The 24,762-nt window shown below is 33.2% G+C and carries 41 protein-coding genes; all 41 read left to right on the top strand.

What is annotated here, in order from left to right; genetic code table 11:
• Positions 1–656: 656 nt before the first annotated feature.
• The 41 genes from rpsJ (at position 657) to RSA29_RS05360 (ending at position 24,746) form a co-directional block, all read left to right on the top strand.
• Positions 657–965: a 30S ribosomal protein S10 gene (rpsJ, locus tag RSA29_RS05560; RefSeq protein WP_346933146.1), complete on the top strand. Its 309-nt coding sequence runs from the start codon at positions 657–659 to the stop codon at positions 963–965.
• 107 nt (positions 966–1,072) lie between these two features.
• Positions 1,073–1,702 carry a 50S ribosomal protein L3 gene (gene rplC, locus RSA29_RS05555; protein ID WP_346933147.1) on the top strand — a complete coding sequence of 210 codons (630 nt, stop codon included), beginning with the start codon at positions 1,073–1,075 and terminating at the stop codon, positions 1,700–1,702.
• A gap of 17 nt (positions 1,703–1,719) precedes the next feature.
• Entirely contained in the window at positions 1,720–2,340 is a 621-nt protein-coding gene (gene rplD / locus RSA29_RS05550) for a 50S ribosomal protein L4 (protein ID WP_346933148.1), read from the top strand.
• Positions 2,340–2,636, top strand: coding sequence for a 50S ribosomal protein L23 (gene rplW / locus RSA29_RS05545; RefSeq protein WP_346933149.1), 297 nt, complete (start codon positions 2,340–2,342; stop codon positions 2,634–2,636). The genes rplD and rplW overlap by 1 nt, the downstream gene beginning before the upstream one ends.
• A gap of 51 nt (positions 2,637–2,687) precedes the next feature.
• Positions 2,688–3,521, top strand: coding sequence for a 50S ribosomal protein L2 (gene rplB / locus RSA29_RS05540; protein WP_346942676.1), 834 nt, complete (start codon positions 2,688–2,690; stop codon positions 3,519–3,521).
• A gap of 62 nt (positions 3,522–3,583) precedes the next feature.
• Complete coding sequence (gene rpsS / locus RSA29_RS05535) at positions 3,584–3,865, top strand: 30S ribosomal protein S19 (RefSeq protein WP_346933151.1); 282 nt, start codon at positions 3,584–3,586, stop codon at positions 3,863–3,865.
• A 22-nt stretch (positions 3,866–3,887) separates the two neighbouring features.
• On the top strand, positions 3,888–4,223 hold the full coding sequence (rplV, locus tag RSA29_RS05530; protein WP_346933152.1) for a 50S ribosomal protein L22: 336 nt from the start codon (positions 3,888–3,890) through the stop codon (positions 4,221–4,223).
• 16 nt (positions 4,224–4,239) lie between these two features.
• A complete protein-coding gene (rpsC, locus tag RSA29_RS05525) occupies positions 4,240–4,905 on the top strand; it encodes a 30S ribosomal protein S3 (protein ID WP_346933153.1) in 666 nt (221 codons plus the stop codon).
• Between the two features lie 27 nt (positions 4,906–4,932).
• On the top strand, positions 4,933–5,376 hold the full coding sequence (rplP, locus tag RSA29_RS05520; protein ID WP_346933154.1) for a 50S ribosomal protein L16: 444 nt from the start codon (positions 4,933–4,935) through the stop codon (positions 5,374–5,376).
• A complete protein-coding gene (gene rpmC, locus RSA29_RS05515) occupies positions 5,366–5,578 on the top strand; it encodes a 50S ribosomal protein L29 (protein ID WP_346933155.1) in 213 nt (70 codons plus the stop codon). The genes rplP and rpmC overlap by 11 nt, the downstream gene beginning before the upstream one ends.
• Positions 5,579–5,599: 21 nt before the next feature.
• Positions 5,600–5,854, top strand: coding sequence for a 30S ribosomal protein S17 (gene rpsQ / locus RSA29_RS05510; RefSeq protein ID WP_346933156.1), 255 nt, complete (start codon positions 5,600–5,602; stop codon positions 5,852–5,854).
• A gap of 23 nt (positions 5,855–5,877) precedes the next feature.
• On the top strand, positions 5,878–6,246 hold the full coding sequence (gene rplN / locus RSA29_RS05505) for a 50S ribosomal protein L14 (protein ID WP_346933157.1): 369 nt from the start codon (positions 5,878–5,880) through the stop codon (positions 6,244–6,246).
• A 17-nt stretch (positions 6,247–6,263) separates the two neighbouring features.
• Positions 6,264–6,578, top strand: a complete 315-nt coding sequence (rplX, locus tag RSA29_RS05500) for a 50S ribosomal protein L24 (protein WP_346933158.1) — start codon at positions 6,264–6,266, stop codon at positions 6,576–6,578.
• 22 nt (positions 6,579–6,600) lie between these two features.
• Positions 6,601–7,143, top strand: a complete 543-nt coding sequence (gene rplE, locus RSA29_RS05495; RefSeq protein ID WP_346933159.1) for a 50S ribosomal protein L5 — start codon at positions 6,601–6,603, stop codon at positions 7,141–7,143.
• Between the two features lie 14 nt (positions 7,144–7,157).
• Positions 7,158–7,343, top strand: coding sequence for a type Z 30S ribosomal protein S14 (locus RSA29_RS05490; RefSeq protein WP_346933160.1), 186 nt, complete (start codon positions 7,158–7,160; stop codon positions 7,341–7,343).
• Positions 7,344–7,374: 31 nt separating this feature from the next.
• A complete protein-coding gene (rpsH, locus tag RSA29_RS05485; RefSeq protein ID WP_346933161.1) occupies positions 7,375–7,773 on the top strand; it encodes a 30S ribosomal protein S8 in 399 nt (132 codons plus the stop codon).
• A 24-nt stretch (positions 7,774–7,797) separates the two neighbouring features.
• Positions 7,798–8,337 (top strand): 50S ribosomal protein L6, encoded by a 540-nt coding sequence (gene rplF, locus RSA29_RS05480; RefSeq protein WP_346933162.1) that lies wholly within the window; start codon positions 7,798–7,800, stop codon positions 8,335–8,337.
• A 25-nt stretch (positions 8,338–8,362) separates the two neighbouring features.
• On the top strand, positions 8,363–8,725 hold the full coding sequence (rplR, locus tag RSA29_RS05475; RefSeq protein ID WP_346933163.1) for a 50S ribosomal protein L18: 363 nt from the start codon (positions 8,363–8,365) through the stop codon (positions 8,723–8,725).
• Between the two features lie 17 nt (positions 8,726–8,742).
• On the top strand, positions 8,743–9,240 hold the full coding sequence (gene rpsE / locus RSA29_RS05470; protein ID WP_346933164.1) for a 30S ribosomal protein S5: 498 nt from the start codon (positions 8,743–8,745) through the stop codon (positions 9,238–9,240).
• Positions 9,241–9,252: 12 nt separating this feature from the next.
• A complete protein-coding gene (gene rpmD, locus RSA29_RS05465; protein WP_346933165.1) occupies positions 9,253–9,432 on the top strand; it encodes a 50S ribosomal protein L30 in 180 nt (59 codons plus the stop codon).
• A gap of 17 nt (positions 9,433–9,449) precedes the next feature.
• Positions 9,450–9,890, top strand: a complete 441-nt coding sequence (gene rplO / locus RSA29_RS05460) for a 50S ribosomal protein L15 (protein WP_346933166.1) — start codon at positions 9,450–9,452, stop codon at positions 9,888–9,890.
• Entirely contained in the window at positions 9,891–11,174 is a 1,284-nt protein-coding gene (gene secY / locus RSA29_RS05455) for a preprotein translocase subunit SecY (RefSeq protein WP_346933167.1), read from the top strand.
• 25 nt (positions 11,175–11,199) lie between these two features.
• Entirely contained in the window at positions 11,200–11,862 is a 663-nt protein-coding gene (locus RSA29_RS05450; RefSeq protein WP_346933168.1) for an adenylate kinase, read from the top strand.
• Complete coding sequence (gene map, locus RSA29_RS05445; protein WP_346933169.1) at positions 11,852–12,595, top strand: type I methionyl aminopeptidase; 744 nt, start codon at positions 11,852–11,854, stop codon at positions 12,593–12,595. The genes RSA29_RS05450 and map overlap by 11 nt, the downstream gene beginning before the upstream one ends.
• A gap of 13 nt (positions 12,596–12,608) precedes the next feature.
• Complete coding sequence (locus tag RSA29_RS05440; RefSeq protein ID WP_346933170.1) at positions 12,609–12,890, top strand: KOW domain-containing RNA-binding protein; 282 nt, start codon at positions 12,609–12,611, stop codon at positions 12,888–12,890.
• A gap of 8 nt (positions 12,891–12,898) precedes the next feature.
• On the top strand, positions 12,899–13,117 hold the full coding sequence (infA, locus tag RSA29_RS05435; RefSeq protein ID WP_035133338.1) for a translation initiation factor IF-1: 219 nt from the start codon (positions 12,899–12,901) through the stop codon (positions 13,115–13,117).
• A 15-nt stretch (positions 13,118–13,132) separates the two neighbouring features.
• Positions 13,133–13,246 carry a 50S ribosomal protein L36 gene (gene rpmJ, locus RSA29_RS05430; protein ID WP_003373491.1) on the top strand — a complete coding sequence of 38 codons (114 nt, stop codon included), beginning with the start codon at positions 13,133–13,135 and terminating at the stop codon, positions 13,244–13,246.
• Positions 13,247–13,290: 44 nt separating this feature from the next.
• Positions 13,291–13,659 carry a 30S ribosomal protein S13 gene (rpsM, locus tag RSA29_RS05425; RefSeq protein ID WP_346933171.1) on the top strand — a complete coding sequence of 123 codons (369 nt, stop codon included), beginning with the start codon at positions 13,291–13,293 and terminating at the stop codon, positions 13,657–13,659.
• Positions 13,660–13,674: 15 nt separating this feature from the next.
• Positions 13,675–14,067, top strand: a complete 393-nt coding sequence (gene rpsK / locus RSA29_RS05420) for a 30S ribosomal protein S11 (RefSeq protein ID WP_035133342.1) — start codon at positions 13,675–13,677, stop codon at positions 14,065–14,067.
• A gap of 19 nt (positions 14,068–14,086) precedes the next feature.
• Complete coding sequence (gene rpsD / locus RSA29_RS05415) at positions 14,087–14,707, top strand: 30S ribosomal protein S4 (RefSeq protein ID WP_346933172.1); 621 nt, start codon at positions 14,087–14,089, stop codon at positions 14,705–14,707.
• Positions 14,708–14,770: 63 nt separating this feature from the next.
• Positions 14,771–15,718, top strand: a complete 948-nt coding sequence (locus RSA29_RS05410) for a DNA-directed RNA polymerase subunit alpha (RefSeq protein ID WP_346933173.1) — start codon at positions 14,771–14,773, stop codon at positions 15,716–15,718.
• Positions 15,719–15,730: 12 nt separating this feature from the next.
• The gene (rplQ, locus tag RSA29_RS05405; protein WP_346933174.1) at positions 15,731–16,072 is read left to right on the top strand and encodes a 50S ribosomal protein L17; all 342 of its coding nucleotides are present in this window, start codon (positions 15,731–15,733) and stop codon (positions 16,070–16,072) included.
• A 90-nt stretch (positions 16,073–16,162) separates the two neighbouring features.
• Positions 16,163–17,146, top strand: coding sequence for an energy-coupling factor transporter ATPase (locus RSA29_RS05400; protein ID WP_346942677.1), 984 nt, complete (start codon positions 16,163–16,165; stop codon positions 17,144–17,146).
• Positions 17,131–17,985: an energy-coupling factor transporter ATPase gene (locus RSA29_RS05395; protein ID WP_346942678.1), complete on the top strand. Its 855-nt coding sequence runs from the start codon at positions 17,131–17,133 to the stop codon at positions 17,983–17,985. The genes RSA29_RS05400 and RSA29_RS05395 overlap by 16 nt, the downstream gene beginning before the upstream one ends.
• A gap of 31 nt (positions 17,986–18,016) precedes the next feature.
• Complete coding sequence (locus RSA29_RS05390) at positions 18,017–18,823, top strand: energy-coupling factor transporter transmembrane component T (protein WP_346933177.1); 807 nt, start codon at positions 18,017–18,019, stop codon at positions 18,821–18,823.
• A gap of 21 nt (positions 18,824–18,844) precedes the next feature.
• Positions 18,845–19,582: a tRNA pseudouridine(38-40) synthase TruA gene (truA, locus tag RSA29_RS05385; protein ID WP_346942679.1), complete on the top strand. Its 738-nt coding sequence runs from the start codon at positions 18,845–18,847 to the stop codon at positions 19,580–19,582.
• A gap of 138 nt (positions 19,583–19,720) precedes the next feature.
• Entirely contained in the window at positions 19,721–20,155 is a 435-nt protein-coding gene (rplM, locus tag RSA29_RS05380) for a 50S ribosomal protein L13 (protein ID WP_346933179.1), read from the top strand.
• 27 nt (positions 20,156–20,182) lie between these two features.
• A complete protein-coding gene (rpsI, locus tag RSA29_RS05375) occupies positions 20,183–20,575 on the top strand; it encodes a 30S ribosomal protein S9 (RefSeq protein WP_346933180.1) in 393 nt (130 codons plus the stop codon).
• 502 nt (positions 20,576–21,077) lie between these two features.
• Complete coding sequence (locus tag RSA29_RS05370) at positions 21,078–22,700, top strand: Na/Pi cotransporter family protein (protein WP_346933181.1); 1,623 nt, start codon at positions 21,078–21,080, stop codon at positions 22,698–22,700.
• Positions 22,701–22,909: 209 nt separating this feature from the next.
• Positions 22,910–23,632 (top strand): N-acetylmuramoyl-L-alanine amidase CwlD, encoded by a 723-nt coding sequence (gene cwlD / locus RSA29_RS05365; protein WP_346942836.1) that lies wholly within the window; start codon positions 22,910–22,912, stop codon positions 23,630–23,632.
• A 124-nt stretch (positions 23,633–23,756) separates the two neighbouring features.
• Complete coding sequence (locus tag RSA29_RS05360; protein ID WP_346942680.1) at positions 23,757–24,746, top strand: GntR family transcriptional regulator; 990 nt, start codon at positions 23,757–23,759, stop codon at positions 24,744–24,746.
• Positions 24,747–24,762 lie beyond the last annotated feature (16 nt).

Below are 24,762 nucleotides of genomic sequence, written 5' to 3'. Positions count from 1 at the left end.
TCAGAGAAGGTGGAAGAACAGTAGGATCAGGAGTTGTAACTTCTATCATTAAATAATTAATAAATAATTTAAGATATAATACCCTGCAAGGGGTAATGTGCACAATAAAACCTAGGATTTGTAGAGAGAGAGGGACGCCTTTCTCTCTATTTTTTTTACCTTATTTTATGTGTTGAATTAATAATGAATCTAGTGTACAATAAGTAAATGTGATAGTTGTTTGGTATAAATATTTAATATAAGTGAATCATAATCACTGGAGTTCTTATATAAGACTTATGTAAGAAGTTAGATTTATTACTTATGTGTTATAAAAATAAGAATATAAAATGCAAAAATAGTTAAGGATTATAATGCAAATAGAGTGTGATTTGAAGTGTAAATTAAAAAAAACATTAAAAAAATAAAAACTCTTGTCAAAGTGTATAAAATAATGTATACTATAATAGTTGCAATATGGTAACAGCGATGAGGTAAGAGGTTGCCGGACTTCCGGGGGAATTCTTAACCGAGCATGGCCTAATCAAGAATTGGGCGACGGGGTCTGTGGTGTGCTTTGTGTTTTCTCGAAAAACAGGAAACACTAGGAACAGTTTACAGAACATCCGCTGTTGCGCGTAAGAAGTAATAGCGTGCGATGAAAAGGAGGGAATACAATGTCAAAACAAAAAATCAGAATTAGATTAAAGGCGTTTGATCACACAATACTAGATCAATCAGCAGAGAAAATTGTTGAGACTGCTAAAAACACAGGAGCTAAAGTAGCTGGACCAGTTCCACTACCAACTGAAAAAGATATAATAACTATCTTAAGAGCTCCACATAAATACAAAGATTCAAGAGAGCAGTTCGAAATAAGAACTCACAAAAGACTAATCGACATACTAAGTCCATCACCAAAAACTGTTGATGCATTAATGAGATTAGACTTGCCAGCAGGCGTAGATATCGAAATAAAACTATAATCGTACATAGTGCATGAAGTTGAACTATAAAGTACGGGTAATAGATAAACTATTACTAACTGTTATGATCACTAAGGTGGTCCGCTAATAAGTGGAGGTGTATTTAAATGAAAAAAGCTATAATGGGTAAAAAACTAGGAATGACTCAAATATTTGATGAAAATAGAAAAGTAATTCCAGTTACAGTTGTAGAAGCAGGTCCATGTGTAGTTATCCAAAAGAAAACAATGGAAAACGATGGATATGAAGCTATAAAAGTTGGATTTGGAGATATAAGAGAAAACATAGCAAACAAACCTAAAAAAGGTGAGTTTATTAAAGCTGGTGTTGTTGTAAGAAGACACATTAAAGAATTTAGATTAGAAGATATAAGCACTTACGAAGTAGGAGCTGAAATCAAAGCAGAAATATTTGCAGCTGGAGACAAAGTAGATGTATCTGGAATATCTAAAGGAAAAGGATTCGCTGGGGTTATTAAAAGATGGAATTTCCACAGAGGACCAATGAGTCACGGATCTAAGTTCCACAGAGCAGTAGGTTCTATGGGAGCATCATCAGATCCTGCAAGAACATTCAAAAACAAAAAAATGCCTGGACATATGGGAAATGTTAATACTACAGTATTAAATCTTGAAATAGTAAGAGTAATACCTGAGAAAAACATTATTCTTGTTAAAGGCGGAATACCTGGACCAAATAAAGGTTTAGTAGTAATAAGAAACGCTGTTAAAGCATAAGGGAAGGAGGATGCAGAATGCCTACATTAAAAGTGTATAACACTGAAAACAAAGAAGTTGGAGAAATTCAACTAAATGATAGCATTTTTGGAGTTCAAGTTAGTGTTGAAGCAATGCACCAAGTTGTAGTAGCTCAATTAGCTAATAAAAGACAAGGAACGCAGAGTGCTAAAACAAGAGCTGAAGTAAGAGGCGGAGGAATTAAGCCTTGGAGACAAAAAGGAACAGGAAGAGCAAGACAAGGTTCTATAAGAGCTCCACAATGGATTCACGGGGGTATCGTGTTTGCACCAAAACCACGTGACTACAGAGTTTCAGTTCCAAAAAGTATGAGAAGAGTAGCTATGAAATCAGCTTTAACTTCAAAAGTACAAGAAAATGAAATGATAGTACTTGAAAACTTATCATTTGAAGCACCTAAAACTAAAGAAATGGTGAAAATGATTAATGCTTTTGAAACTAAGAAAACATTAATAATTGTAGCTGAATCAAACGAGAATGTTTACAAATCAGCAAGAAACATTCAAGGTGTGGCTGTAATTCCAGTAAACAATATAAATGTTTACGACATATTGAAATATGAGAAATTAATGATAACTAAAGAAGCTGTATCTAAAATTGAGGAGGTGTATGCATAATGAAAATGACAAGTTATGATATCATAAGAAAACCTGTTATAACTGAAAAAAGTATGGCTGCTATGGCAGAAAAAAAATACACTTTCATCGTTGACATACACGCTAATAAAGTTCAAATAAAAAAAGCTATCGAAGAAGTTTTTGGAGTAACTGTTGAAAATGTAAGAACTTTAAGAAACTTAGGTAAAACTAAGAGAGTTGGAGTTCACATTGGTAAAAGAGCTGACTTTAAAAAGGCAATCGTTGAATTATCAGCAGATAGTAAAACAATTGAATTCTTTGACGGAATGCAATAATAAAACGCAGTATTGGCTAGAGCCAGAAAAGCGCAAAAGGAGGGAAACCTAATGGCAGTTAAAAAATTTAAGCCTACCACACCTTCAAGAAGAAATATGACTATGGCAACATTTGAAGAAATAACTACAAATGTACCTGAGAAATCACTTCTTGTTGCTAAGAAAAGAACAGGTGGTAGAAATAACCAAGGTAAAATTACTGTTCGTCACCACGGTGGTGGAGCAAAGCAGAAATATAGATTAATAGATTTCAAAAGAACTAAAGATGGTATTCCAGCTAAAGTTGCAACTATCGAGTACGATCCAAATAGATCAGCTTACATTGCATTAGTTGTTTACAATGATGGTGAAAAGAGATACATAATAGCTCCAGTTGGATTAAAAGTTGGAGATGTTGTAGTATCAGGACCAGAATCTGATATAAAACCAGGGAATACACTTCCAATAGCTAACATTCCAGTTGGTACAATGATTCACAACATTGAATTACAAGTTGGAAAAGGTGCTCAGCTTGTTAGATCAGCAGGTTCTTCAGCTCAGTTAATGGCTAAAGATGGAGAATATGCTCAAGTAAAATTACCAAGCGGAGAAGTTAGATATATAAGAATGAACTGTAGAGCTACAATTGGAACAGTTTCAAACTTAACTCATGAAATTGTTAAGATTGGTAAAGCAGGAAGAAAAAGACACTTAGGAATAAGACCTACAGTAAGAGGTTCTGTAATGAACCCTAACGACCACCCACACGGTGGAGGAGAAGGAAAATCTCCAATCGGTCATGCAAGTCCACGTACTCCATGGGGTAAACCAGCTCTTGGATACAAAACTAGAAAAACTAAAAAATACTCTGACAAATTTATTGTTAAGAAAAGAAATAGTAAGTAATTAGGAGAGAATGAATTTCTCTTCTGGTTATGAACACTTTACATGAAGGGAGGCCACTAATAGTGAGTAGATCAGTTAAAAAAGGACCTTTTGTAAAAGAATCTCTTCTAAAGAAAATAGAAGAAATGAACAAAGCAGGCGAGAAGAAAGTTATAAAGACTTGGTCAAGAAGCTCTACAATTTTTCCACAAATGATTGGACACACAATTGCTGTTCATGATGGAAGAAAACATGTTCCAGTATATGTTCAAGAAGATATGGTAGGACACAAACTTGGAGAGTTCGCTTTAACAAGAACTTTTAAAGGTCATATCGCAAAGGAAAAATCAAGTAGAATGAGATAGTACGGGAAGGAGGAAGTTATCTATGGAAGCTAAAGCTATAGCTAAATATGTAAGAATGTCTCCTATGAAGGTTGGGATTGTTCTTGACTTGATAAGAGATAAGAATGTAAATGAAGCTTTCGCTATATTACAATATACTCCAAAAGATGCGGCTGTTGTAATAAATAAATTATTGAAGTCAGCTGTTGCGAATGCAGAGAACAACTTTAATTTAGACAGAAACAGATTGTATGTTGCAGAGGCTCACACAGGTGCAGGTCCAACATTAAAAAGATTTAGACCTCACGCTCAAGGTAGAGCATTTAGAATTTTAAAAAGAACTAGCCATATAACTCTAGTAGTTAAAGAAAGAGCTTAAGAAGGAGGGATATAGAGTGGGTCAAAAAGTTAATCCACACGGCCTAAGAGTTGGTGTAATCAAGGATTGGGACGCTAAATGGTATGCAGATAAGAAAAATTTTGCAGACAACTTAATTGAAGATAACAATATCAGAGAATATTTAAAAAAGAAATTATTCACTGCTGGAATATCAAAAATTGAGATAGAAAGAGCAGCAAAAAGAGTTAAAATCAATATACATACCGCAAAACCAGGAATGGTTATAGGAAAAGGCGGTCAAAGTATAGAACAACTAAAAGTTGAATTAAAGAAAGTTGTTGTTGATAAATTTGTTTTAATCAATATAGTTGAAGTTAAAACACCAGAAAATAATTCACAATTAATGGCTGAAAACATAGCAGCTCAACTAGAAAAAAGAATATCTTTCAGAAGAGCTATGAAACAAACGATTCAAAGAGCTATGAGAACTGGCGTTAAAGGTGTTAAGACTGCATGTGCTGGTAGACTAGGCGGTGCTGAAATCGCTAGAACAGAGCAGTATCATGAGGGAACTATTCCACTACAAACTTTAAGAGCTGATATAGATTATGGATTTGCAGAAGCAGATACAGTTTATGGAAAGATCGGAGTAAAAGTTTGGGTTTATAAAGGTGAGGTTCTTCCGACAAAGAAAGTTAAGAAGGAAGAAAGCAACTCATAATAACGTGTAAGGAAGGAGGAATTTGACATGTTAATGCCTAAAAGAGTTAAACATCGTAAGGTACAACGTGGTAGAATGAAAGGTAAAGCTACAAGAGGTAACTTCATAGCATATGGAGACTTCGCTTTACAAGCAACGGAATGCGGTTGGATTACAAGCAACCAAATTGAATCTGCCAGAATAGCTATAAATAGATACGTTAAAAGAGGAGGAAAGGTTTGGATAAAAATCTTCCCTGACAAACCAGTAACTGAGAAGCCAGCTGAAACTCGTATGGGTTCAGGTAAAGGTTCACCAGAATATTGGGTAGCAGTAGTTAAACCAGGTAGAGTATTATTTGAAATAGCTGGAGTTACAGAAGAAGCTGCTAGAGAAGCAATGAGACTTGCATCTCACAAATTACCAGTAGCAACTAAGTTTGTTACTAGAAGAGATTTTGAGGAAATGGGTGGTGAAATCAATGAAGGCTAATGAATTGAAAGAGTTGAGACAAGGTACTCCTCAAGATTTAAATGCAAAACTATCTGATCTTAAATCAGAATTATTTAACCTTAGATTTCAGTTAGCTACAGGACAGCTAGAAAACCCAATGAGAATAAAACAGGTTAAGAAGTCTATAGCCCAAATTAAAACCATCCTTAGAGAAGAAGAATTAAGGGCTTGTGAGCAGTAATACTGAAAGGAGGTTCATCTTGTGGAAAGAGGAAATAGAAAAACTAGAATCGGTAGAGTAGTTTCTGACAAAATGGATAAAACAATAGTTGTTGCTGTTGAAACAAAGGTTAGACATCCACTTTACGGTAAAACAGTGAATAGAACAACTAAATTTAAGGCTCATGATGAAAATAATGAAGCAAAAGTTAACGATAGAGTATTAATAATGGAAACAAGACCATTGTCTAAAGATAAAAGATGGAGACTTGTTGAAATCAATGAAAGAGCTAAATAGTTAACTGAAGGGAGGGTATTTACATGATACAACAACAAACATTATTAAAAGTAGCGGATAACTCTGGTGCTAAAGAGATAATGTGTATTAGAGTACTCGGTGGTTCCAAGAGAAAATGGGGAAACATCGGAGACGTAATTGTTGCTAGCGTTAAAAGTGCAACACCAGGTGGAGTTGTTAAAAAAGGTGACGTAGTAAAAGCAGTTATTGTTAGATCAGTTAAGGGTTTGAGAAGAGTAGACGGGACTTATATCAGATTTGATGAGAACGCAGCTGTTATTATAAAAGACGATAAGAATCCAAAAGGAACTCGTATCTTCGGACCTGTTGCTAGGGAGCTTAGAGATAAAGACTTCAACAAGATATTATCACTAGCACCTGAAGTACTATAGGATAGGGGGTAGCAAAAATGAAAGTTCATGTTAGAAAAAAAGACACTGTAATGGTTATCTCTGGAAAAGATAAAGGCAAAATCGGAGAAGTTTTAGCCGTTTATCCTAAAACTGGGAAAGTTGTTGTTGCTGATGTTAATGTAGTAACAAAACATCAAAAACCAAGTAAACAGAATATGCAAGGCGGAATAGTTAACTTTGAAGCAGCTATAAATAGCTCAAAAGTTATGCTATATTGTGAAAAATGTAAAAGCGTAACTAGAATAAGCAACAAAGTACTTGAAGACGGTACTAAAGTTAGAGTTTGTAAAAATTGCGCAGAAACATTTTAATTCGCGAAAGGAGGTTTAACAAATGGTTACAAGACTACAAGAGAAATATAATAATGAAGTAGTTCAAGCTATGATGGATAAGTTCGGATACAAAAATGTTATGGAAGTACCTAAGCTTGAAAAGATAGTTTTAAACATGGGAGTTGGAGAAGCTAAAGACAACTCTAAAGTTTTAGATGCTGCTGTAAGTGATATGCAATTAATCACTGGACAAAAAGCTGTATTAACTAGAGCTAAAAACTCAGTTGCTAACTTCAAAATAAGAGAGAACATGGCTATTGGATGCAAAGTTACATTAAGAAAAGAGAAAATGTTCCAATTTGCGGACAAATTAATGAATATAGCATTACCAAGAGTTAGAGACTTCAGAGGCGTTCCTACTAAATCATTTGATGGAAGAGGAAACTATGCTCTAGGAATAAAAGAACAATTAATATTCCCTGAAATCGAGTATGATAAAATCGATAAAGTAAGAGGAATGGATATAATATTTGTAACTACTGCAAAGACAGACGAGGAAGCAAGAGAATTATTAAGATTCCTTGGAATGCCATTTGCTCAATAAAAGGAGGGAATGACTTGGCACGTAAAGCTTTAATAGAAAAATGGAAAAAAGAACCGAAATATTCAACTCAAGCTTACTCTAGATGCAGATTATGTGGAAGACCACACTCTGTATTACAGAAATTTGGTATTTGCCGTATATGTTTCAGAGAACTTGCTTATAAGGGACAAATTCCTGGATGTAAAAAGGCGAGCTGGTAATATACAGATCATATGAAAGGAGGCACAACAAATGAACATGACTGATCCGATAGCAGATTTGCTAACACGTATAAGAAATGCAAATATTGTTAGACATGAAATAGTAGAAGTTCCTTCTTCAACAATAAAGAAGGCAATTGCGAACATTATGCTTCAAGAAGGATATATTAAGAACATAGAAGAATATCAAGATGGTAGTGTTTCTATGTTAAGACTTAGCATGAAATATGGCCAAAATAAGGATAGAGTTATAACAGGACTTAAGAGAATATCTAAGCCAGGACTAAGAGTTTACTCTGGTAAAGATGATATTCCTAAAGTATTAAATGGATTAGGAGTTGCAATAATATCAACTTCTAAGGGATTAGTTTCTGATAGAGAAGCTAGAAAATTAGGATTAGGTGGAGAAGTTATCTGCTATATCTGGTAGTTTATTGAACAAGGAGGTGCGAGTATGTCAAGAGTAGGAAGACTTCCAATAGCTATACCAGCTGGTGTAACTGTTACAGTAACACCAGACCACGTTGTTACAGTTAAAGGACCAAAAGGTGAATTAACTAGAACAATGGTTAAGGATATGAACATAGCTATAGAGGATAATCAAGTGGTCGTTACAAGACCAAGCGATGTAAAAGAACATAGAGCTCTACATGGATTAACAAGAGCATTAATAAATAATATGGTGGTTGGAGTAACTAATGGTTTCGTTAAAACATTACAATTAGTTGGTGTTGGATATAGAGCAACAGCAAAAGGTAATGGGTTAACTTTAAACCTTGGATTCTCACATCCAGTAGAAATAAGTGCAGTTGAGGGAGTTACATTTGAACTTCCAGATTCTACAACAATAATAATAAAAGGTATTGACAAGGAATTAGTTGGTGCGGTTGCAGCTGACATAAGAACTTGGAGAAAGCCAGAGCCTTATAAAGGAAAGGGTATTAAATACTCTGATGAAGTTATAAGACGTAAAGAAGGTAAAACTGGTAAATAATAGCTATTAGAAAGGAGAGAATTATATGTTCAATAAAGCTGATAGAAAGCTATCAAGAGAAAAGCGTCATTTAAGAGTACGTAAAAAAGTTCACGGAACAGCTGTTAGACCAAGACTTGCAGTATATAGAAGTGAAAAAAATATATATGCTCAAATTATAGATGATGTTGCTGGAAGAACATTAGTTGCTGCATCTACCTTAGATAAAGATTTTGCTATGAAAATTGGTAGTAATAAAGAAGCTGCTAAATTAGTTGGTGAAATAATAGCTAAGAAATCTATAGAAGCAGGAATTACTGAAGTTGTATTCGACAGAGGTGGGTATGTATACCACGGTAGAGTACAAATGCTTGCTGAAGGTGCAAGAGAAGCAGGACTTAAATTCTAAAAAAAGGAGGTACACACATGAAAATTGATCCTAGCATACTTGATCTTAAAGAGAAAGTAGTAAATATAAATAGAGTTGCTAAGGTTGTTAAAGGTGGTAGAAACTTCAGATTCAGCGCACTAGTAGTTGTTGGTGATGAGAACGGACACGTTGGTGTTGGAATGGGAAAATCTATCGAAATACCTGAAGCAATCAGAAAAGGTATCGAAGATGCTAAAAAGAACATCGTTAAAGTTGAGTTAAGTGGAACAACAGTTCCTCACACAATAGATGGTAAATCAGGAACAGGTGTAGTTCATATTATGCCAGCTTCAGAAGGAACAGGAGTTCTTGCTGGAGGTCCAGTAAGAGCGGTACTTGAACTTGCAGGATTAAAAGATGTTAGAGCTAAATCATTAGGTTCAAACAACCCTAAAAATATGGTTAGCGCAACAATAAATGGATTATCAAATTTAAGAACAGCTGAGCAAGTTGCAAAACTAAGAGGCAAAACTGTTGAAGAAATTCTAGGATAGGAGGGGAATACCTTGGCTAAAATTAAAATAACTTTAGTAAAGAGTTTAATAGGTAGAAAGAAAAATCATATTGCTACTGCAGAAGCTCTTGGATTAAGAAAAATAGGAAAAGATGTTGAGCACGAGGAGACTCCTCAGATCAGAGGTATGATTAATACAATAAGTTACTTATTAAAAGTAGAAGAAGCTTAAACTAAGGAGGTGTAAATATGAGACTTCATGAGTTAAGACCTGCAGAAGGTTCTAAAAAATCTCCGAAAAGAATTGGTAGAGGTACTGGTTCTGGTTGGGGTAAAACTGCTGGAAAAGGTCATAAAGGACAAAACTCAAGATCTGGTGGAGGAACAAGACCAGGATTTGAGGGAGGTCAAATGCCTTTATATAGAAGACTACCTAAAAGAGGATTTACAAATATATTCGCTAAAGAATATACTTGCATAAACGTAGATAGACTAAATATATTTGAAGATGGAACTGAAGTTACTCCTGAGTTACTTCGTGAAATCGGAATGGCTAAGAAAGTAAACGATGGGATAAAAATTCTTGGAAATGGAAACATTGAAAAGAAATTAACTGTTAAAGCTAATAAGATTTCAAAAGCTGCAGCAGAAAAAATCGAAGCGGCTGGAGGAAAAGTTGAGGTGATATAGATGTTATCAACCCTACGAAACGCTTGGAGAGTTCCTGAGCTAAGAAAAAGAATGTTATTTACTTTAATGATAGTTATAATATTCAGAATGGGAATATTTATTCCAGTACCAGGAGTAGATGCTAGTAAGATTGCAGGTTTAGTTGGTGGTAATTCAGGTTCTCTTTTGAACTTTTATGATATGATTGCCGGAGGAGCATTTAGTAAGTTTAGTATATTTGCTTTAGGAGTTACTCCATATATTAATGCATCAATCATAATTCAGTTGCTAACAGTAGCAATTCCTTATTTAGAACAACTTTCTAAAGAAGGCCAAGAAGGAAGAAAGAAAATACAAAACTATACTAAGTATTCAGCGCTAGTATTTGCTGTTATTCAAGCATATGCAATGTATGCAATGATAAAAGGTTCAGGTGCAATATTATTAGAAGGTACAACAGGGCTTCTTTTAATATTATTAACAATGACTGCAGGTACAGCATTATTAGTATGGATAGGTGAGCAAATTTCAGTTTATGGAATTGGAAGTGGAGTGTCTGTAATTATATTTGTAAATATAGTATCTTCATTACCGGAAACTGCCTATAAAATAGCAGAGATGCTTAGAATGGGAAATATTAGTCCAGTAGAGGTTGTAATATTCATAGCAGTAGCTTTAGCTTTATTAATTACAGTAATTGTTATAAACTTAGCAGAACGTAGAATACCAGTTCAATATGCAGGGAAAGCAGTAGGAAGAAAGGTTGTAAAAGGCCAATCTACACATATTCCAATTAGTTTAAATTCTTCTGGAGTTATGGCTATAATTTTTGGTATGTCAGTAATGCAATTTCCAACTGTTATAGCGCAAATATGGCCACAATCTTCCTTTGCAGTATTTATTACGACTAGCCCTTGGAGTATATTCAAGCAAGATAGTATGAAATATGTTATAGCATACTTCATACTGATACTATTCTTTGCATGGTTCTATACTCTAATTACTTTCAAGCCAGATGAAATGGCTGAAAATATGAATAAGTCATCAGGATTTATTCCAGGTATTAGACCCGGCGAGAAAACTGAGATATATTTAGAAAAAGTATTGACCAGGATATCCATTTTAGGAGGAACATTTGCTGCTATTATTGCAATAGTTCCAATACTGGGTACTATTTTTACTAATTTCCAAGGAATTTCATTTGGTGGAACTAGTTTATTAATTTTAGTAGGGGTATCATTAGATACAATGAAACAATTACAATCTCAACTAGTAATGAGACATTATGAAGGGTTCCTTAAATAAAAGATAAAGTTTGGAGTTGATACTAGTGAAAATTATTTTATTAGGTCCTCCTGGAGCCGGAAAAGGAACACAGGCAAAGTCGATCTCTAATAAATACTCTATACCACATATATCTACTGGAGATATTTTTAGACAAAACATTTCCCAAAACACTGTATTGGGAGTTGAAGCTAAAAAATATATAGATAAGGGACATTTAGTACCAGACGAATTAACTATTGACTTAATAGAAGATAGATTAAAGCAGGATGACTGTAAGAATGGATTTTTGCTAGATGGGTACCCAAGAACTGTAAATCAAGCGGAGGCCTTAAAAACTCTTTTAGAGGAAAGAGGAATAAAACTTGATACAGCTTTATTGATAAAGGTTCCAAAGAGTTTTATTATAGATAGAATGACAGGAAGACGTGTATGTACCACTTGTGGAGCTAGTTACCACGTTAAATATAACCCTACGAAACATGAAGGAAAGTGTGATGTTTGCGGTAGTGTTGTAATACAAAGGGCGGATGATAACGAAGCAACAGTAAGTGAGAGACTTGACATATATGATGAACAAACACAACCGTTGATAGATTATTATGGTAAAAAAGATTTGTTAGCGGAAGTTGATGGAACTCAAGCTATTAACGATGTTTTTAAAGATATCTGTGGTATCTTAGGAGCGATAAATAGTTATGAAGGTTAAAAGTGATAAAGAACTAGAATATATGAGAAGTGCTGGTAAGGTTGTTGCCGATACTCTAGCAATTATTGAAAAGGTAATAAAACCAGGAATAACCACTGCAGAAATTGATAAACTTGCTGAAGAGTTTATAAAATCGCAAGGCGCTATACCATCTTTTAAAGGATATGGAGGCTTCCCAGCATCTATATGTGCATCAGTAAATGATGTGGTAATACATGGTATTCCTAGTAATACAGTATTAGTTGAAGGAGATATTATCAGTGTTGATTGCGGAGCAATACTCAATGGCTATCATGGTGATGCTGCGCGAACTTTTCCAGTAGGATGTATTTCTAAGGAAGCACAACATCTAATAGATGTCACTAAGGAATCTTTCTTTAAGGGCATTGAAAAGGCAGTAGTAGGCAATAGACTTACTGATATTTCAGCGGCTATACAAATGTATGCTGAAAGTTTTGGATATTCGGTGGTTAGGGATTTTGTTGGACACGGCATAGGAACTTCTATGCATGAAGAACCTCAGGTTCCTAATTACGGTACTGCTGGTAAAGGCCCTAAGTTAGTACACGGTATAGTGCTTGCAATTGAACCTATGATAAACATGGGAAATTACAAAGTTAAGATTAAACCTGATGGTTGGACTGTAGTTACATCTGATGGAAAGTTATCTGCCCATTATGAGAATACTATAGCAATAACTAACTCAGGTGTAGAAATACTAACTTTGAGCTAATGAGGTGACTAGAGTGGATGATGACAGCCTTTTAGGAAAGGTAGTACATTCAAAATCAGGAAGAGATAAAGGTAAATCCTTTATCATTATCGGTATAATAGACGCCGAGTATGTCTATATTTCAGATGGAGACCTTAGAAAAATTGAAAAGCCAAAGAAAAAGAAAATTAAACATTTAGTTTTCACAAATATTTTGGCTGAAGACATTAGAATTAGTATTTTATCAGAAGGTAAAATTAATAATTCTAAAATTAGAAAATTTTTGCAGGTTGAAGATATAATTGAGGAGGTTTGATTACCCTTATGTCAAAAGATGATATAATTGAAATGCAGGGTGTTGTTTTAGAAACTCTACCTAACGCAACTTTTCAAGTTGAATTAGAGAGTGGGCACAAGATACTTGCTCATATTTCTGGGAAATTAAGAATGAACTTTATAAGAATTTTACCAGGCGATAAGGTTACAGTAGAACTTTCTCCATATGATTTGACTCGTGGGAGAATAACTTGGAGAGATAAGTAATAAGGAGGGTTAGCTATGAAAGTAAGACCATCAGTTAAACCTATATGTGAAAAATGTAAAGTTATAAAAAGAAAAGGAAGAGTAATGGTTATCTGTGAAAATCCTAAACATAAACAAAAACAAGGTTAATGAAAATTTATAAAGTACAAATACTTAGGAGGTGCAAGGCGTAGATGGCAAGAATAGCAGGTATTGACCTACCAAAAGAGAAAAGAGTTGAGATAGGTCTAACTTATATATTTGGTGTTGGATTACCAAAATCTCATGATATACTTGAAGCTACAGGAATAAATCCAGATACAAGAATCAAGGATTTAACTGAAGACGAAGTTAATGCATTAAGAGATTATGTAAATAAAAACTTACTAGTTGAAGGTGATCTTAGAAGAAAAGTTGCTCTAGATATTAAAAGACTTAAAGAAGTTGGATGTTATAGAGGAATAAGACACAGAAAAGGTCTTACAGTTAGAGGTCAAAAGACTAAAACTAACGCAAGAACAAGAAAAGGTCCTAAGAAGACTATGGCAGGTAAGAAGAAATAGTAAGGAGGGAATATTATGGCTCAGAAAAAAGTTAGAAGTAGAAGAAAAAAAGAGAGAAAAAATGTTGAGCACGGTGCTGCACACATTAAATCTACTTTCAATAATTCCATCGTTACACTTACTGATGCGGCAGGAAATGCATTGTCATGGGCAAGTGCAGGTGGATTAGGATTTAGAGGTTCAAGAAAAAGTACTCCTTTTGCAGCTCAAATGGCAGCTGAAACAGCAGCTAAAGCAGCAATGGAGCACGGTTTAAAAAGTATAGAAGTTTACGTAAAAGGACCAGGAGCAGGAAGAGAAGCGGCAATAAGATCACTTCAAGCTGCAGGATTAGAAGTTACACTAATTAAAGATGTAACTCCAATTCCACACAATGGTTGTAGACCACCAAAAAGAAGAAGAGTTTAATTAACAGGAGGTGTAATTAATGGCAAGATATACTGGAGCTAAATGTAGACTTTGCAGAAGAGAAGGTCTAAAGCTTAACCTTAAAGGTGACAGATGTTTCACTGAGAAATGTGCTTTCACTAGAAGAGGTTATGCACCAGGTCAGCATGGTCAAAGCAGAAAGAAAATGTCAAACTACGGAACTCAATTAAGAGAGAAGCAAAAAGCTAAGAGAATCTATGGAGTTCTTGAAGGACAATTCAGAAAATATTATGAAAAAGCTGAAAAGCAAAAAGGAATAACTGGTGAAAACCTATTAAAATTCCTAGAATTAAGATTAGATAACGTTGTTTACAGATTAGGATACGGAAGTTCAAGAGTTGAATCAAGACAATTAGTAAACCACGGACACTTCTTAGTAAACGGTAAAAAAGTTGATATCGCATCATACTCTGTAAAAGCTGGAGATGTTATATCAGTTAGAGAAAAAAGCAGATCTTCTGAAAAATTCAAAGTTTTTGCTGAAAATCCAAAAACATTACCAAATTGGTTAGAAGGAAATGTTGAATTATTTGAAGGTAAGGTTGCTTCATTACCAGCAAGAGAAGACATAGATGTTCCTGTTAACGAAACGTTAATCGTAGAGTTATACAGTAAATAGTCAATAATGTAATCAGTTGCCCTCGATATATAAAAACCAACAAATTTTAAAGGAGGGTTATATATGTTAGAAATTGAAAAGCCAAAAATAGAATGTGTAGAAATCGCTGAAAATGGTACATATGGCAAATTTGTTGTAGAACCATTAGAAAGAGGTTATGGAATAACTTTAGGTAATGCATTAAGAAGAATTCTTCTTTCTTCACTACCTGGAGTTGCCGCTAATTCGATTAAAATAGATGGTGTATTACATGAGTTTTCAACTATACATGGAGTTAAAGAGGACGTGGCAGAACTGATCCTTAACATAAAAGGGTTAGCGCTTAAAATGTCTGGTGAGGGCCAAAGAACAATTTATATTGATGCTGAAGGTCCTGGTGAAATTACAGGAGCAGATATTAAGACAGATGGGGATATTGAAGTTATTAGCAGAGACCATCATATTGCTACCTTGGATCAAGGTGGAAAATTATATATGGAGATCAATGTTAGCAATGGAAGAGGTTATGTTTCTCAAAACAAAAACAAAACCGACGACAAGCCAATATCAACAATACCAGTTGACTCAATATACACTCCAGTAAAGAGAGTTAATTTCAATGTTGAAAACACAAGAGTAGGACAAATCACAGATTATGATAAATTAACTATAGAAATTTGGACTAATGGAACAATTAGACCTGATGAAGCTATTGGTTTATCAGCTAAAATTCTTATCGAACACTTTAAATTGTTTATGACATTAACTGATCATGCAGATAATGTTGAAATAATGATTGAAAAGGAAGAAGATAAGAAAGAAAAGGTTCTTGAAATGACTATAGAAGAACTTGATCTATCTGTTAGAAGCTTTAATTGCTTAAAGAGAGCTGGTATTAATACCGTTCAAGAATTAACAGAGAAATCAATGGATGACATGATGAAAGTAAGAAACTTAGGAAAGAAATCTCTTGAAGAGGTTGAGCAAAAACTTGAAGGCTTAGGATTGATATTCAAACCTAGCGAGGAGTAAGGAGGTATAGATATGGCACAGCAACGTAAGTTAGGACGTCCAACTGATCAAAGAATGGCGATGCTTAGAAATCTTACAACTAGTTTCTTAAAGTATGGTAGAATTGAGACAACTGAAGCGAGAGCTAAAGAAACTAAGAGACTAGCTGAAAAAATGATAACTTTAGCAAAAAGAGGAGATCTTCACGCTAGAAGACAAGTGCTTGCATTTGTAACGGAAGAGGAAGTTGTTAAAAATTTATTTGACAACGTAGCTCCAAAATACGCTGAAAGAAATGGTGGATACACTAGAATAATGAAAATGGGACCAAGAAGAGGCGATGGAGCAGAGGTTGTTGTATTAGAATTAGTATAATAATTCAAGGGGATTAAGTAAGGCTAACTTAGTCCCCATTTTGTTATACAATAAAACTTTAAATAGTAACTCTCCATGGAGGGATAATAAATGAAGACTAATAAGAATTTAGATAAAAAACAATTAACTAATGAATATAAATTGAATGAATTGGATTTGCAAAAGGATAATAATACAGAAAATTCATTTGATGATATACACGTATCTAGTAAAAAAACGGGTAGGATCAGTAGTATACCTGAAATAATTAGTGAAAATTTAAAATATAGTTATCCACCAGATAGTGAAGGTAACATAAAAGTAGCCATTGATGGTGTTGATATAACTATTAACAAGGGTGAATTTGTAGTAGTATTAGGTCATAATGGATCTGGGAAATCAACATTTGCAAAGCATATAAATGCATTACTTACACCTACAGAAGGAAGAGTTATAGTTTCAGGTTATGATACTAGTAAAGAAGAAAATGTATGGAATGTTAGAAGTAAGGCTGGTATGGTTTTTCAAAATCCAGATAATCAAATTGTTGCTACTATTGTAGAAGAAGATGTAGCTTTTGGACCAGAAAACTTGGGGGTTGAACCTAAGGAGATAAGGCGAAGAGTTGATGAATCTTTAAAAAGAGTAAATATGTTTGAGTATAAAAAACATGGTCCACATCTGCTATCAGGAGGACAAAAGCAACGTGTAGCCATTGCAGGTATATTAGCGATGATGCCAGAGTGCATAGTTCTTGATGAGCCGACAGCGATGCTTGATCCATCTGGACGAAAAGAAGTTATAAACACGATAATGGACTTAAATAAGAACCATGGGATCACTATAGTATTTATAACTCATTTTATGGAGGAAGCTGTTGAAGCAGATCAAATATATGTTATGGATTCTGGAAAAGTTATAGTAAAAGGTAATCCAAGAGAAGTATTTGCACAGGTTGATACTATGAAGAAACTGGGATTGGATGTACCACAAATGACAGAATTGGCCTATGAATTAAATAAATCAGGTGTTAATATAAAATCAGATATATTAACTATAGATGAGATGGTGAGAGAATTATGTCAATTAAAATAGAAAATTTGACGCATGTATATATGCCTAGAACTCCTTTTGAAAAAATAGCGCTTAGTGATGTTTCAATCAATATAAATGATGGGGAATTTGTAGCCTTAATTGGTCATACAGGTTCTGGGAAATCTACATTGATACAGCATATGAATGGATTATTGAAACCTAATAGTGGTAAAATAATTGTTGATGGAGTTGATATAACTTCAGATGGAGTTAAGCTTGCGGATATAAGAAAAAAGGTTGGACTAGTGTTTCAATATGCCGAGTATCAACTATTTGAGGAAACAATTGAAAAAGATATAATGTTTGGTCCTAAGAATTTAGGGCTTACAGATGAGGAAGCCATAGAAAGAGCAAAGAGAGCAATGGAGATGGTAGGTTTAGACTATGAGACATATAAAAATAAATCTCCATTTGATTTAAGCGGTGGACAAAAGAGAAGAGTGGCAATAGCAGGTGTTGTAGCAATGGAGCCTAAGGTTCTAATACTGGATGAACCGACAGCAGGATTAGATCCTAAAGGTAGAGATGAAATTTTAAGTGAGTTATATAAACTTCATGAAGATTATAATATAACTGTTATACTTGTATCTCATAGCATGGAAGACGTAGCGAAGGTTGCAGATAGAATACTAGTAATGGATAATGGAAAGTGTGTATTAGATGGTGCACCTAATCAAATATTTAGAGAAGTAGAGACTTTAGAGAAAGTAGGTCTTGCAGTTCCACAGGTTACATATCTTATAAGAGAGTTAAATAAGGTTGGATTTCAATTGCCAGATGATATTTTCACACTAGAGCAAGCCAAAAAAGAATTACTTAGGATACTAGAAAAGAACTAGGCTCCTTTTATAAAGTTTTGGAGGAGTAAATATGATTAAAGATATTACAATAGGGCAGTATATACCAGGAGAATCGTTTGTTCATAAACTAGATGCTAGAGTGAAAATATTATTTTCATTACTATTTATAATAGACTTGTTTTTGATTAAAGATTTTTCAGGATATATTGTTATTTTTATATTTACAATGATGGCCATAGGAATATCTAAGATTGAATTTAGATATATATATAAGGGATTAAAACCAATATTTATACTGATGCTTATAACAGCACTATTTAATGTGTTTTTAACTAGAGGTGTTGGTGAACCATTAATAAAATTTGGGTTTATAAAAGTATATCGAGAGGGCTTAATTACTGCGATATTTATGGTTTTAAGACTTACATTTCTTATTATTGGAACATCTTTATTAACACTAACAACATCTCCAATAGAGCTTACTGATGGAATAGAAAAATTACTCAATCCATTTAAGAAAATTGGGGTGCCAGCGCATGAACTAGCGATGATGATGACAATTGCACTTAGATTTATTCCAACATTAATGGATGAAACTGATAAAATAATGAAGGCTCAAAAGGCAAGAGGTGCAGATTTTGAAAGTGGAAGTATAGTAAATAGAGCCAAAAGCTTAATACCTTTACTTGTACCATTATTTATAAGTTCATTTAGACGTGCTGATGAATTAGCTATGGCAATGGAAGCAAGGTGCTATAGGGGCGGAGATGGTAGAACTAGAATGAAGGTCTTAAAGGTTACCTATAGGGATTATATAGGCATGGTTGTTATGGGATGTTTAACTGGAATAGTAGTATATATGAGATTTTGGTTATAACGCTAAATTAGAGGTATATATATGAAAAATATAAAATTAATACTTGAGTATGATGGGACTAATTATTTAGGATGGCAAAAGCAGCCTAAAGGTTCTACAGTTCAAGGAATAGTAGAAGAAGCAATTTTAAAATTAACAAAAGAAGAAGCTAATGTTATAGGATGTAGCAGAACAGACAGTAAGGTTCATGCGAAGAGGTATGTGTGTAATTTTAAAACTAATAGCAGTATACCACCCGAGAAATTTAGAGAAGCTCTAAATCATAATTTGCCTGAGGATATAGCTGTTATGGAATCTAGTGAAGTAGATTACGAATTCCATTCTAGATATAACTCAATAGGGAAAACATATTGTTATACAATAGTAAATACGGAGACAAGGATGCCTCTATGTAGAAATTCGGCATATCACTATAAGGGTGAATTAGATATAGATAGAATAAGAGAAGCATCAAAATTTTTTATAGGAACTCATGACTTTGAAGCTTTTAGAAATGTAGGAAGCTCTGTAAAGACAACTATAAGGACTATAAAGACAATAGATATTATTGAAAGTGATGAGTATATAAAAATATATATTGGTGCTGATGGATTTTTGTATAATATGGCAAGAATTATTGTAGGAACATTATTGGACGTGGGTAATAGAAGATTAGAGCCAGATGACATACCTAAGATAATAGCAGATAAAAATCGTAAGAATTCAGGAAAAACATGTCCGCCACAAGGATTATGTTTAATTGAAGTTTATTATGAATAATGTTATAAATTCTTGACACACCCGGTAAATTGTATTATAATAAATTTTGTTCACATAATAAATAATTGTGTATAAGATCCATTAGCCCCGGATCTTTATCATAGAATTATAATTGTTAAAAATCAGGGAGGTAATTAGATGAAATCATATTTAGCTAAACCAGGCGAAATACAAAGAAAATGGTATTTAATAGACGTTGAAGGAATGACTTTAGGTAGAGCTGCCAGTCAAATAGCTTCAATTTTAAGAGGAAAAAACAAACCAGAATTTACACCAAATGTAGATACTGGAGATAACGTAATAATTGTTAATGCAGAGAAAATAGTTTTAACAGGTAAAAAATTAGACCAAAAGATGTTAAGACATCACTCATTATATCCAGGCGGATTAAAAGAAGTACCTTACAGAGAAGCATTAGCTAAAAAACCAGAATTCGTTTTTGAGGAAGCAGTAAGAAGAATGCTTCCAACAGGAGTTCTTGGAAGACAAATGCTTAAGAAACTAACAGTTTATAGAGGACCAGAGCACAAAAATCATGCTCAAAAACCAGAAGTTTTAGAATTAAAATACTAAAAATGGTATTGTAAGGAGGAATAAATAATGGCAAAAGTTCAACATTTTGGAACAGGAAGAAGAAAGAAATCAGTTGCTAGAGTAAGACTTGTACCTGGTGAAGGTAAAGTTGTAATAAATAAAAGAGAAATGGATAACTACTTTGGATTAGATACATTAAAATTCATAGTTAACCAACCTTTAGTATTAACAGGAACTAAAGACAAGTTCGACGTTTTAGTTAATGTACATGGTGGTGGATACACAGGTCAAGCTGGAGCTATCAGACATGGTGTTTCAAGAGCTTTATTAAAAGCTGATGAAAGCTTAAGACCAGAACTTAAAAAAGCAGGATTCTTAACAAGAGACCCAAGAATGAAAGAAAGAAAGAAATACGGTCTTAAAAAAGCAAGAAGAGCTTCTCAGTTCTCAAAAAGATAATATTTATACATACATACGTGTGTTATATACAAATAAGGAGTATCGTAGATACTCCTTATTTTTTTTGAATTTTTTACAAATGGTATTTGTATACAATGAAGTTTGTAGGAATATAAAAAAGTCATGAATATAAGTTATAGTAAAAAAATTTAATTAAAAGTTTAATTAAATGCATGATAAAAAATATATAGTAAAACATACTAATGTATTAAAATAGTATCTATCATAAGTAATATTACAGTATTGAATTTAAAAATATAATATATAGGGTTATAGAGAAAATAAATTTTAACTACTTACGTATATCTAGGTTTTAAGTGTTCTCAATGTATAAACTTAATAAAGACTTATACAAATGATTTATAATAATGTTAAATCCGTGTTAAAAAAATGAATAACTCTTAACATGGTATTAAATATGGTGTATCATTAAAATGAAATTTGATGTCGAATATTACACATTATACATAATTTTGCAACATTATATTGTAGGAGGGAAAATATGAATACTATCTTATTAATTATTAACCTTTTAGGTGGACTGGGACTCTTCTTGTATGGAATGAAAATGATGGGGGATGGACTTGAAAATGCTGCTGGAGATAAATTAAAAGGTATTTTTGATAAAATTACATCAAATCCGATTAAAGGAGTTCTAACAGGAACTATTGTTACAGCAATTATACAAAGTAGTAGTGCTACTACGGTCATGATAGTGGGATTTGTTAATGCTGGACTTATGAACCTTTATCAAGCAGCCGCAGTTATAATGGGAGCAAATATTGGAACTACAATTACAGCCCAATTGATAACATTTAAATTTGATACATTTGCACCGATATTTTTAGCAATTGGTGCGGCGATGATATTATTTACTAAAAAGAGAAAAGTTAAAGAAGTTGGTCAAATTGTATTAGGGTTTGGGATATTATTTTTAGGATTAAAGCTTATGTCAGGAGCAATGTCTCCACTTAAAGATTCCATATTCTTTAAAGAACTTATATTAAAATTACAAGGACATACAATACTTGGCGTATTAATAGGTATGATGATGACAGCTGTACTTCAAAGTTCCTCTGCATCAACAGGTATATTAGTTGCATTGGCATCTACAGGTAGCCTTCCATTAATGGTTGCAATTCCGATATTACTTGGTAACAATATTGGTACTTGTGTAACTGCATTAATTTCAAGTATTGGAACATCAAGAACAGCAAAAAAAGCAGCTGTATTCCATTTGTTATTTAACATGATTGGCGCTATTATATTTTTACTAATACCAATAGGGTTCTTAACTGAATTAATACTTAGAATAAGCCCAACATATGGAGTTGAAGCTATTCCAAAACAAATAGCAAATGCACACACTTTATTTAATGTAGTTAATACTATTCTATTAATACCTTTCATAAAGTATCTTGTTGGATTTGTTAATAAGTTAATACCAGGAGATGATGAAAAAGAAGTAGTTGGACTTAAATATGTTGATGAACGACTACTTGAAACTCCAGCAATAGCTTTTGGACAGACAACTAATGAGGTTGTAAGAATGGCGGAGAAGGCTAAAGAAAATGTGAAGATAGCAATGAGAGCTTTTGTAGATGGTGATGAAGAAGTAATTAAAATTGTGTATGAAAATGAAAAAGTAATAAATTTATTAGAACATGATATAACAAGATATTTAGTTAAACTTTCTAATTCAGATTTGGGTGAAGAGCAAAGAACTGAACTTGCGGCATATTTTCATGTGGTTAATGATATTGAGCGTATAGGGGATCATGCTGAAAATATAGCGGACCTTGCTAGCGAAAGAATAACTAAGGGAGTGCAGTTATCACCGGAAGCTATGAATGAAATTAAAGGAATGTTTGATTATACTATTAATTCTCTAGAAATGAGTATAGATTGTTTCAAAAATTATAATAAAGAAAAAGCAGCAAGTATAAGAGGTTTAGAAGATAGAATAGATTCTCTTGAAAAAGAATTACGAGAATCTCATATTAAGAGATTACATAATGGTGTGTGTAGTGCAGTTGTAGGCACCATATTCTTAGATTTAATAAGTAATCTTGAAAGAATTGGTGATCATTCAGTTAACATTGCGGAAATAATATCTGAAAATTAATACATAATAATAAATAAATAAATAAATAAATAAATAATATTTTACAATATGAGAAGCCTGTTAGAGTTTAAAACGCCTAGCAGGTTTTGTTATTTTATATAATTATTTAGTATGATCAAAATCAAATAAATTTATATAATATAAGAAAATAATAATAATGGCGATACGATGTGAATACATATAATTACATAGTAATGTAAAAGGATGGGATTAACATAAAGAATACTAAGCTAATATCAATACTTGCAGTGATTATATTGGGATTCATTAGTATCTTTGCTATTAACCTAAATAGTGTAGTTACTACTTATAAAAATAGCGAATTCGATATAGGTAGTGAAAAAATAATACTTATTGATCCTGGTCATGGTGGGATTGATGGAGGAGCTTCATCAAAAGATGGCACAGCAGAAAAAAACATAAATTTAAATATTGGACTGCTCTTGGGTGCAAATTTAAAGAGTCAAGGATATAAAGTTGAATTTACTAGATCTGAGGATGTTGGGTTGTACACTGAAGGTAAGCCGATTAAGGAAATGAAATATGAGGATTTAAACAGAAGGGTTGCTTTAAAAAATGAAACCAAATGTGATATGTTTGTAAGTATACATTTGAATGCTTTTCCACAGGCTAATTGCAAGGGGGCACAAGTTTGGTATTCTGATTATAAAGATAGTGCTAAGCTTGCGTCAGTAATGCAATCTACATTAAAATCAAAATTGGACCCATCCAATAAGAGAGAAGCTAAGGCTGCTGGCAGTCAATATAAGGTGTTAAGAGGAAATGATGATATGCCGGGGGTTATAGTTGAATGCGGTTTTCTTAGTAATCCTGAAGAATGTGATAAATTGAAGACTGAAGATTATCAGCAAATGATTGCAAATGCATTATCTGAATCTATAAGTATTTACTTGGAAAATAGAGAAAATTAAAGATAATAGCCTACTTTTTTAGTTAAAAGTAGGCTTTTAGCACAATATGACAAATTATCAAATTGCAAATGATTAATCCATGTGTTACTATGATTATGGAATTGGATTAATCAATTCATCCAATATGTCAGGAGATGAAATTTTGAACATTACGATAGATAAAAAAAATGGGATACCTCTATATATCCAAGTGAAAAAACAAATAATGTATCTTATAAAAGATGGAACACTAAGAGTTGGAAGTAAGATGCCTACGGAGAGAGAATTGTCTCAAGAGCTAGTAGTAAGTAGAAATACAATTAGTGCTGCATATAATGAGTTAGAATCTAAGGGTGTGTTAAAATCAATAAGAGGAAATGGGACATACGTAGCAGAAGAAGCTGTTTCTTGGAGAAATGAAGATAGTAGAAAAAAGATAAATAAGTTTGTAGACTTAGCCCTAGAAGAGGCATTGGAATGTGGTATTGATCCTGATGATTTTTTAGAAATAGTAAACAATCGAGTTGATGAAAAAAAGGACCTTATGAATAATGTTACTTCAGCATTTGTGGAATGTAATATTGAACAGTCAAGAATGTTTAGTAAAGAGATAACGTCATTAACAAATGTTAATACTATCCCATTTACATTAATAGATTTAGAACAGATGAGTAGCGAAACAAAGGACAAGCTTTCAGCATGTGAGGTGATTATATCACCATTTAATCACATCAATGAAGTAAATAAATTTTTAAATGGATGGAATAAAGAGATAATAGGAGTGTCTATAAATCCTAATCTGGAATCCATCGTGAGAATTGCTAGACATCCTTCAGATACAAAGTTTTCATTTATTTGTTTATCTGAAGAGTTTATATTTAAAATTAAATCAGCACTTGAAAATGCAGGACTTGGAGATTTATCAGTAGAATATTTTAATGGCTTAAATGAAGATGGTCTTAAAGAGGTAATTGATAGATCAGAGGTTCTGATAGTGACACCAGGAAGATATAAGGATATATGTAAGTTTAATGATGAAAATAAAGAACTTATAGAATTTTCTTATAGCTTGGAGTCAGCATCGGTGAAGACGCTTAAATCAAAAATTGTAGAATTAAAGTATCAAAGAAGTTAATTCGGGAGGAATTAAA

This window comes from Clostridium sp., from assembly GCF_036660475.1.
Lineage (GTDB): Bacteria > Bacillota > Clostridia > Clostridiales > Clostridiaceae > Clostridium_J.
This window is presented reverse-complemented; position numbering and strand designations above follow the sequence as displayed.

What these genes read in the sequence shown, in the direction of transcription:
- truA (WP_346942679.1), top strand. Translation starts at nt 18,845, where the DNA reads ATGAAAAATATAAAATTAATACTTGAGTATGATGGGACTAATTATTTA.
- rplM (WP_346933179.1), top strand. Translation starts at nt 19,721, where the DNA reads ATGAAATCATATTTAGCTAAACCAGGCGAAATACAAAGAAAATGGTAT.
- infA (WP_035133338.1), top strand. Translation starts at nt 12,899, where the DNA reads ATGTCAAAAGATGATATAATTGAAATGCAGGGTGTTGTTTTAGAAACT.
- RSA29_RS05370 (WP_346933181.1), top strand. Translation starts at nt 21,078, where the DNA reads ATGAATACTATCTTATTAATTATTAACCTTTTAGGTGGACTGGGACTC.
- rpsE (WP_346933164.1), top strand. Translation starts at nt 8,743, where the DNA reads ATGAAAATTGATCCTAGCATACTTGATCTTAAAGAGAAAGTAGTAAAT.
- rpsH (WP_346933161.1), top strand. Translation starts at nt 7,375, where the DNA reads ATGAACATGACTGATCCGATAGCAGATTTGCTAACACGTATAAGAAAT.
- rpsK (WP_035133342.1), top strand. Translation starts at nt 13,675, where the DNA reads ATGGCTCAGAAAAAAGTTAGAAGTAGAAGAAAAAAAGAGAGAAAAAAT.
- RSA29_RS05400 (WP_346942677.1), top strand. Translation starts at nt 16,163, where the DNA reads ATGAAGACTAATAAGAATTTAGATAAAAAACAATTAACTAATGAATAT.
- RSA29_RS05410 (WP_346933173.1), top strand. Translation starts at nt 14,771, where the DNA reads ATGTTAGAAATTGAAAAGCCAAAAATAGAATGTGTAGAAATCGCTGAA.
- rplF (WP_346933162.1), top strand. Translation starts at nt 7,798, where the DNA reads ATGTCAAGAGTAGGAAGACTTCCAATAGCTATACCAGCTGGTGTAACT.
- rplE (WP_346933159.1), top strand. Translation starts at nt 6,601, where the DNA reads ATGGTTACAAGACTACAAGAGAAATATAATAATGAAGTAGTTCAAGCT.
- rpsM (WP_346933171.1), top strand. Translation starts at nt 13,291, where the DNA reads ATGGCAAGAATAGCAGGTATTGACCTACCAAAAGAGAAAAGAGTTGAG.
- rplP (WP_346933154.1), top strand. Translation starts at nt 4,933, where the DNA reads ATGTTAATGCCTAAAAGAGTTAAACATCGTAAGGTACAACGTGGTAGA.
- rplW (WP_346933149.1), top strand. Translation starts at nt 2,340, where the DNA reads ATGAAAATGACAAGTTATGATATCATAAGAAAACCTGTTATAACTGAA.
- rplD (WP_346933148.1), top strand. Translation starts at nt 1,720, where the DNA reads ATGCCTACATTAAAAGTGTATAACACTGAAAACAAAGAAGTTGGAGAA.
- rpmJ (WP_003373491.1), top strand. Translation starts at nt 13,133, where the DNA reads ATGAAAGTAAGACCATCAGTTAAACCTATATGTGAAAAATGTAAAGTT.
- rplB (WP_346942676.1), top strand. Translation starts at nt 2,688, where the DNA reads ATGGCAGTTAAAAAATTTAAGCCTACCACACCTTCAAGAAGAAATATG.
- rplN (WP_346933157.1), top strand. Translation starts at nt 5,878, where the DNA reads ATGATACAACAACAAACATTATTAAAAGTAGCGGATAACTCTGGTGCT.
- secY (WP_346933167.1), top strand. Translation starts at nt 9,891, where the DNA reads ATGTTATCAACCCTACGAAACGCTTGGAGAGTTCCTGAGCTAAGAAAA.
- rpsD (WP_346933172.1), top strand. Translation starts at nt 14,087, where the DNA reads ATGGCAAGATATACTGGAGCTAAATGTAGACTTTGCAGAAGAGAAGGT.
- RSA29_RS05390 (WP_346933177.1), top strand. Translation starts at nt 18,017, where the DNA reads ATGATTAAAGATATTACAATAGGGCAGTATATACCAGGAGAATCGTTT.
- rplO (WP_346933166.1), top strand. Translation starts at nt 9,450, where the DNA reads ATGAGACTTCATGAGTTAAGACCTGCAGAAGGTTCTAAAAAATCTCCG.
- rplC (WP_346933147.1), top strand. Translation starts at nt 1,073, where the DNA reads ATGAAAAAAGCTATAATGGGTAAAAAACTAGGAATGACTCAAATATTT.
- rplQ (WP_346933174.1), top strand. Translation starts at nt 15,731, where the DNA reads ATGGCACAGCAACGTAAGTTAGGACGTCCAACTGATCAAAGAATGGCG.
- rplX (WP_346933158.1), top strand. Translation starts at nt 6,264, where the DNA reads ATGAAAGTTCATGTTAGAAAAAAAGACACTGTAATGGTTATCTCTGGA.
- rpsJ (WP_346933146.1), top strand. Translation starts at nt 657, where the DNA reads ATGTCAAAACAAAAAATCAGAATTAGATTAAAGGCGTTTGATCACACA.
- rpmC (WP_346933155.1), top strand. Translation starts at nt 5,366, where the DNA reads ATGAAGGCTAATGAATTGAAAGAGTTGAGACAAGGTACTCCTCAAGAT.
- RSA29_RS05360 (WP_346942680.1), top strand. Translation starts at nt 23,757, where the DNA reads ATGTCAGGAGATGAAATTTTGAACATTACGATAGATAAAAAAAATGGG.
- map (WP_346933169.1), top strand. Translation starts at nt 11,852, where the DNA reads ATGAAGGTTAAAAGTGATAAAGAACTAGAATATATGAGAAGTGCTGGT.
- rpsI (WP_346933180.1), top strand. Translation starts at nt 20,183, where the DNA reads ATGGCAAAAGTTCAACATTTTGGAACAGGAAGAAGAAAGAAATCAGTT.
- RSA29_RS05395 (WP_346942678.1), top strand. Translation starts at nt 17,131, where the DNA reads ATGTCAATTAAAATAGAAAATTTGACGCATGTATATATGCCTAGAACT.
- rplR (WP_346933163.1), top strand. Translation starts at nt 8,363, where the DNA reads ATGTTCAATAAAGCTGATAGAAAGCTATCAAGAGAAAAGCGTCATTTA.
- rplV (WP_346933152.1), top strand. Translation starts at nt 3,888, where the DNA reads ATGGAAGCTAAAGCTATAGCTAAATATGTAAGAATGTCTCCTATGAAG.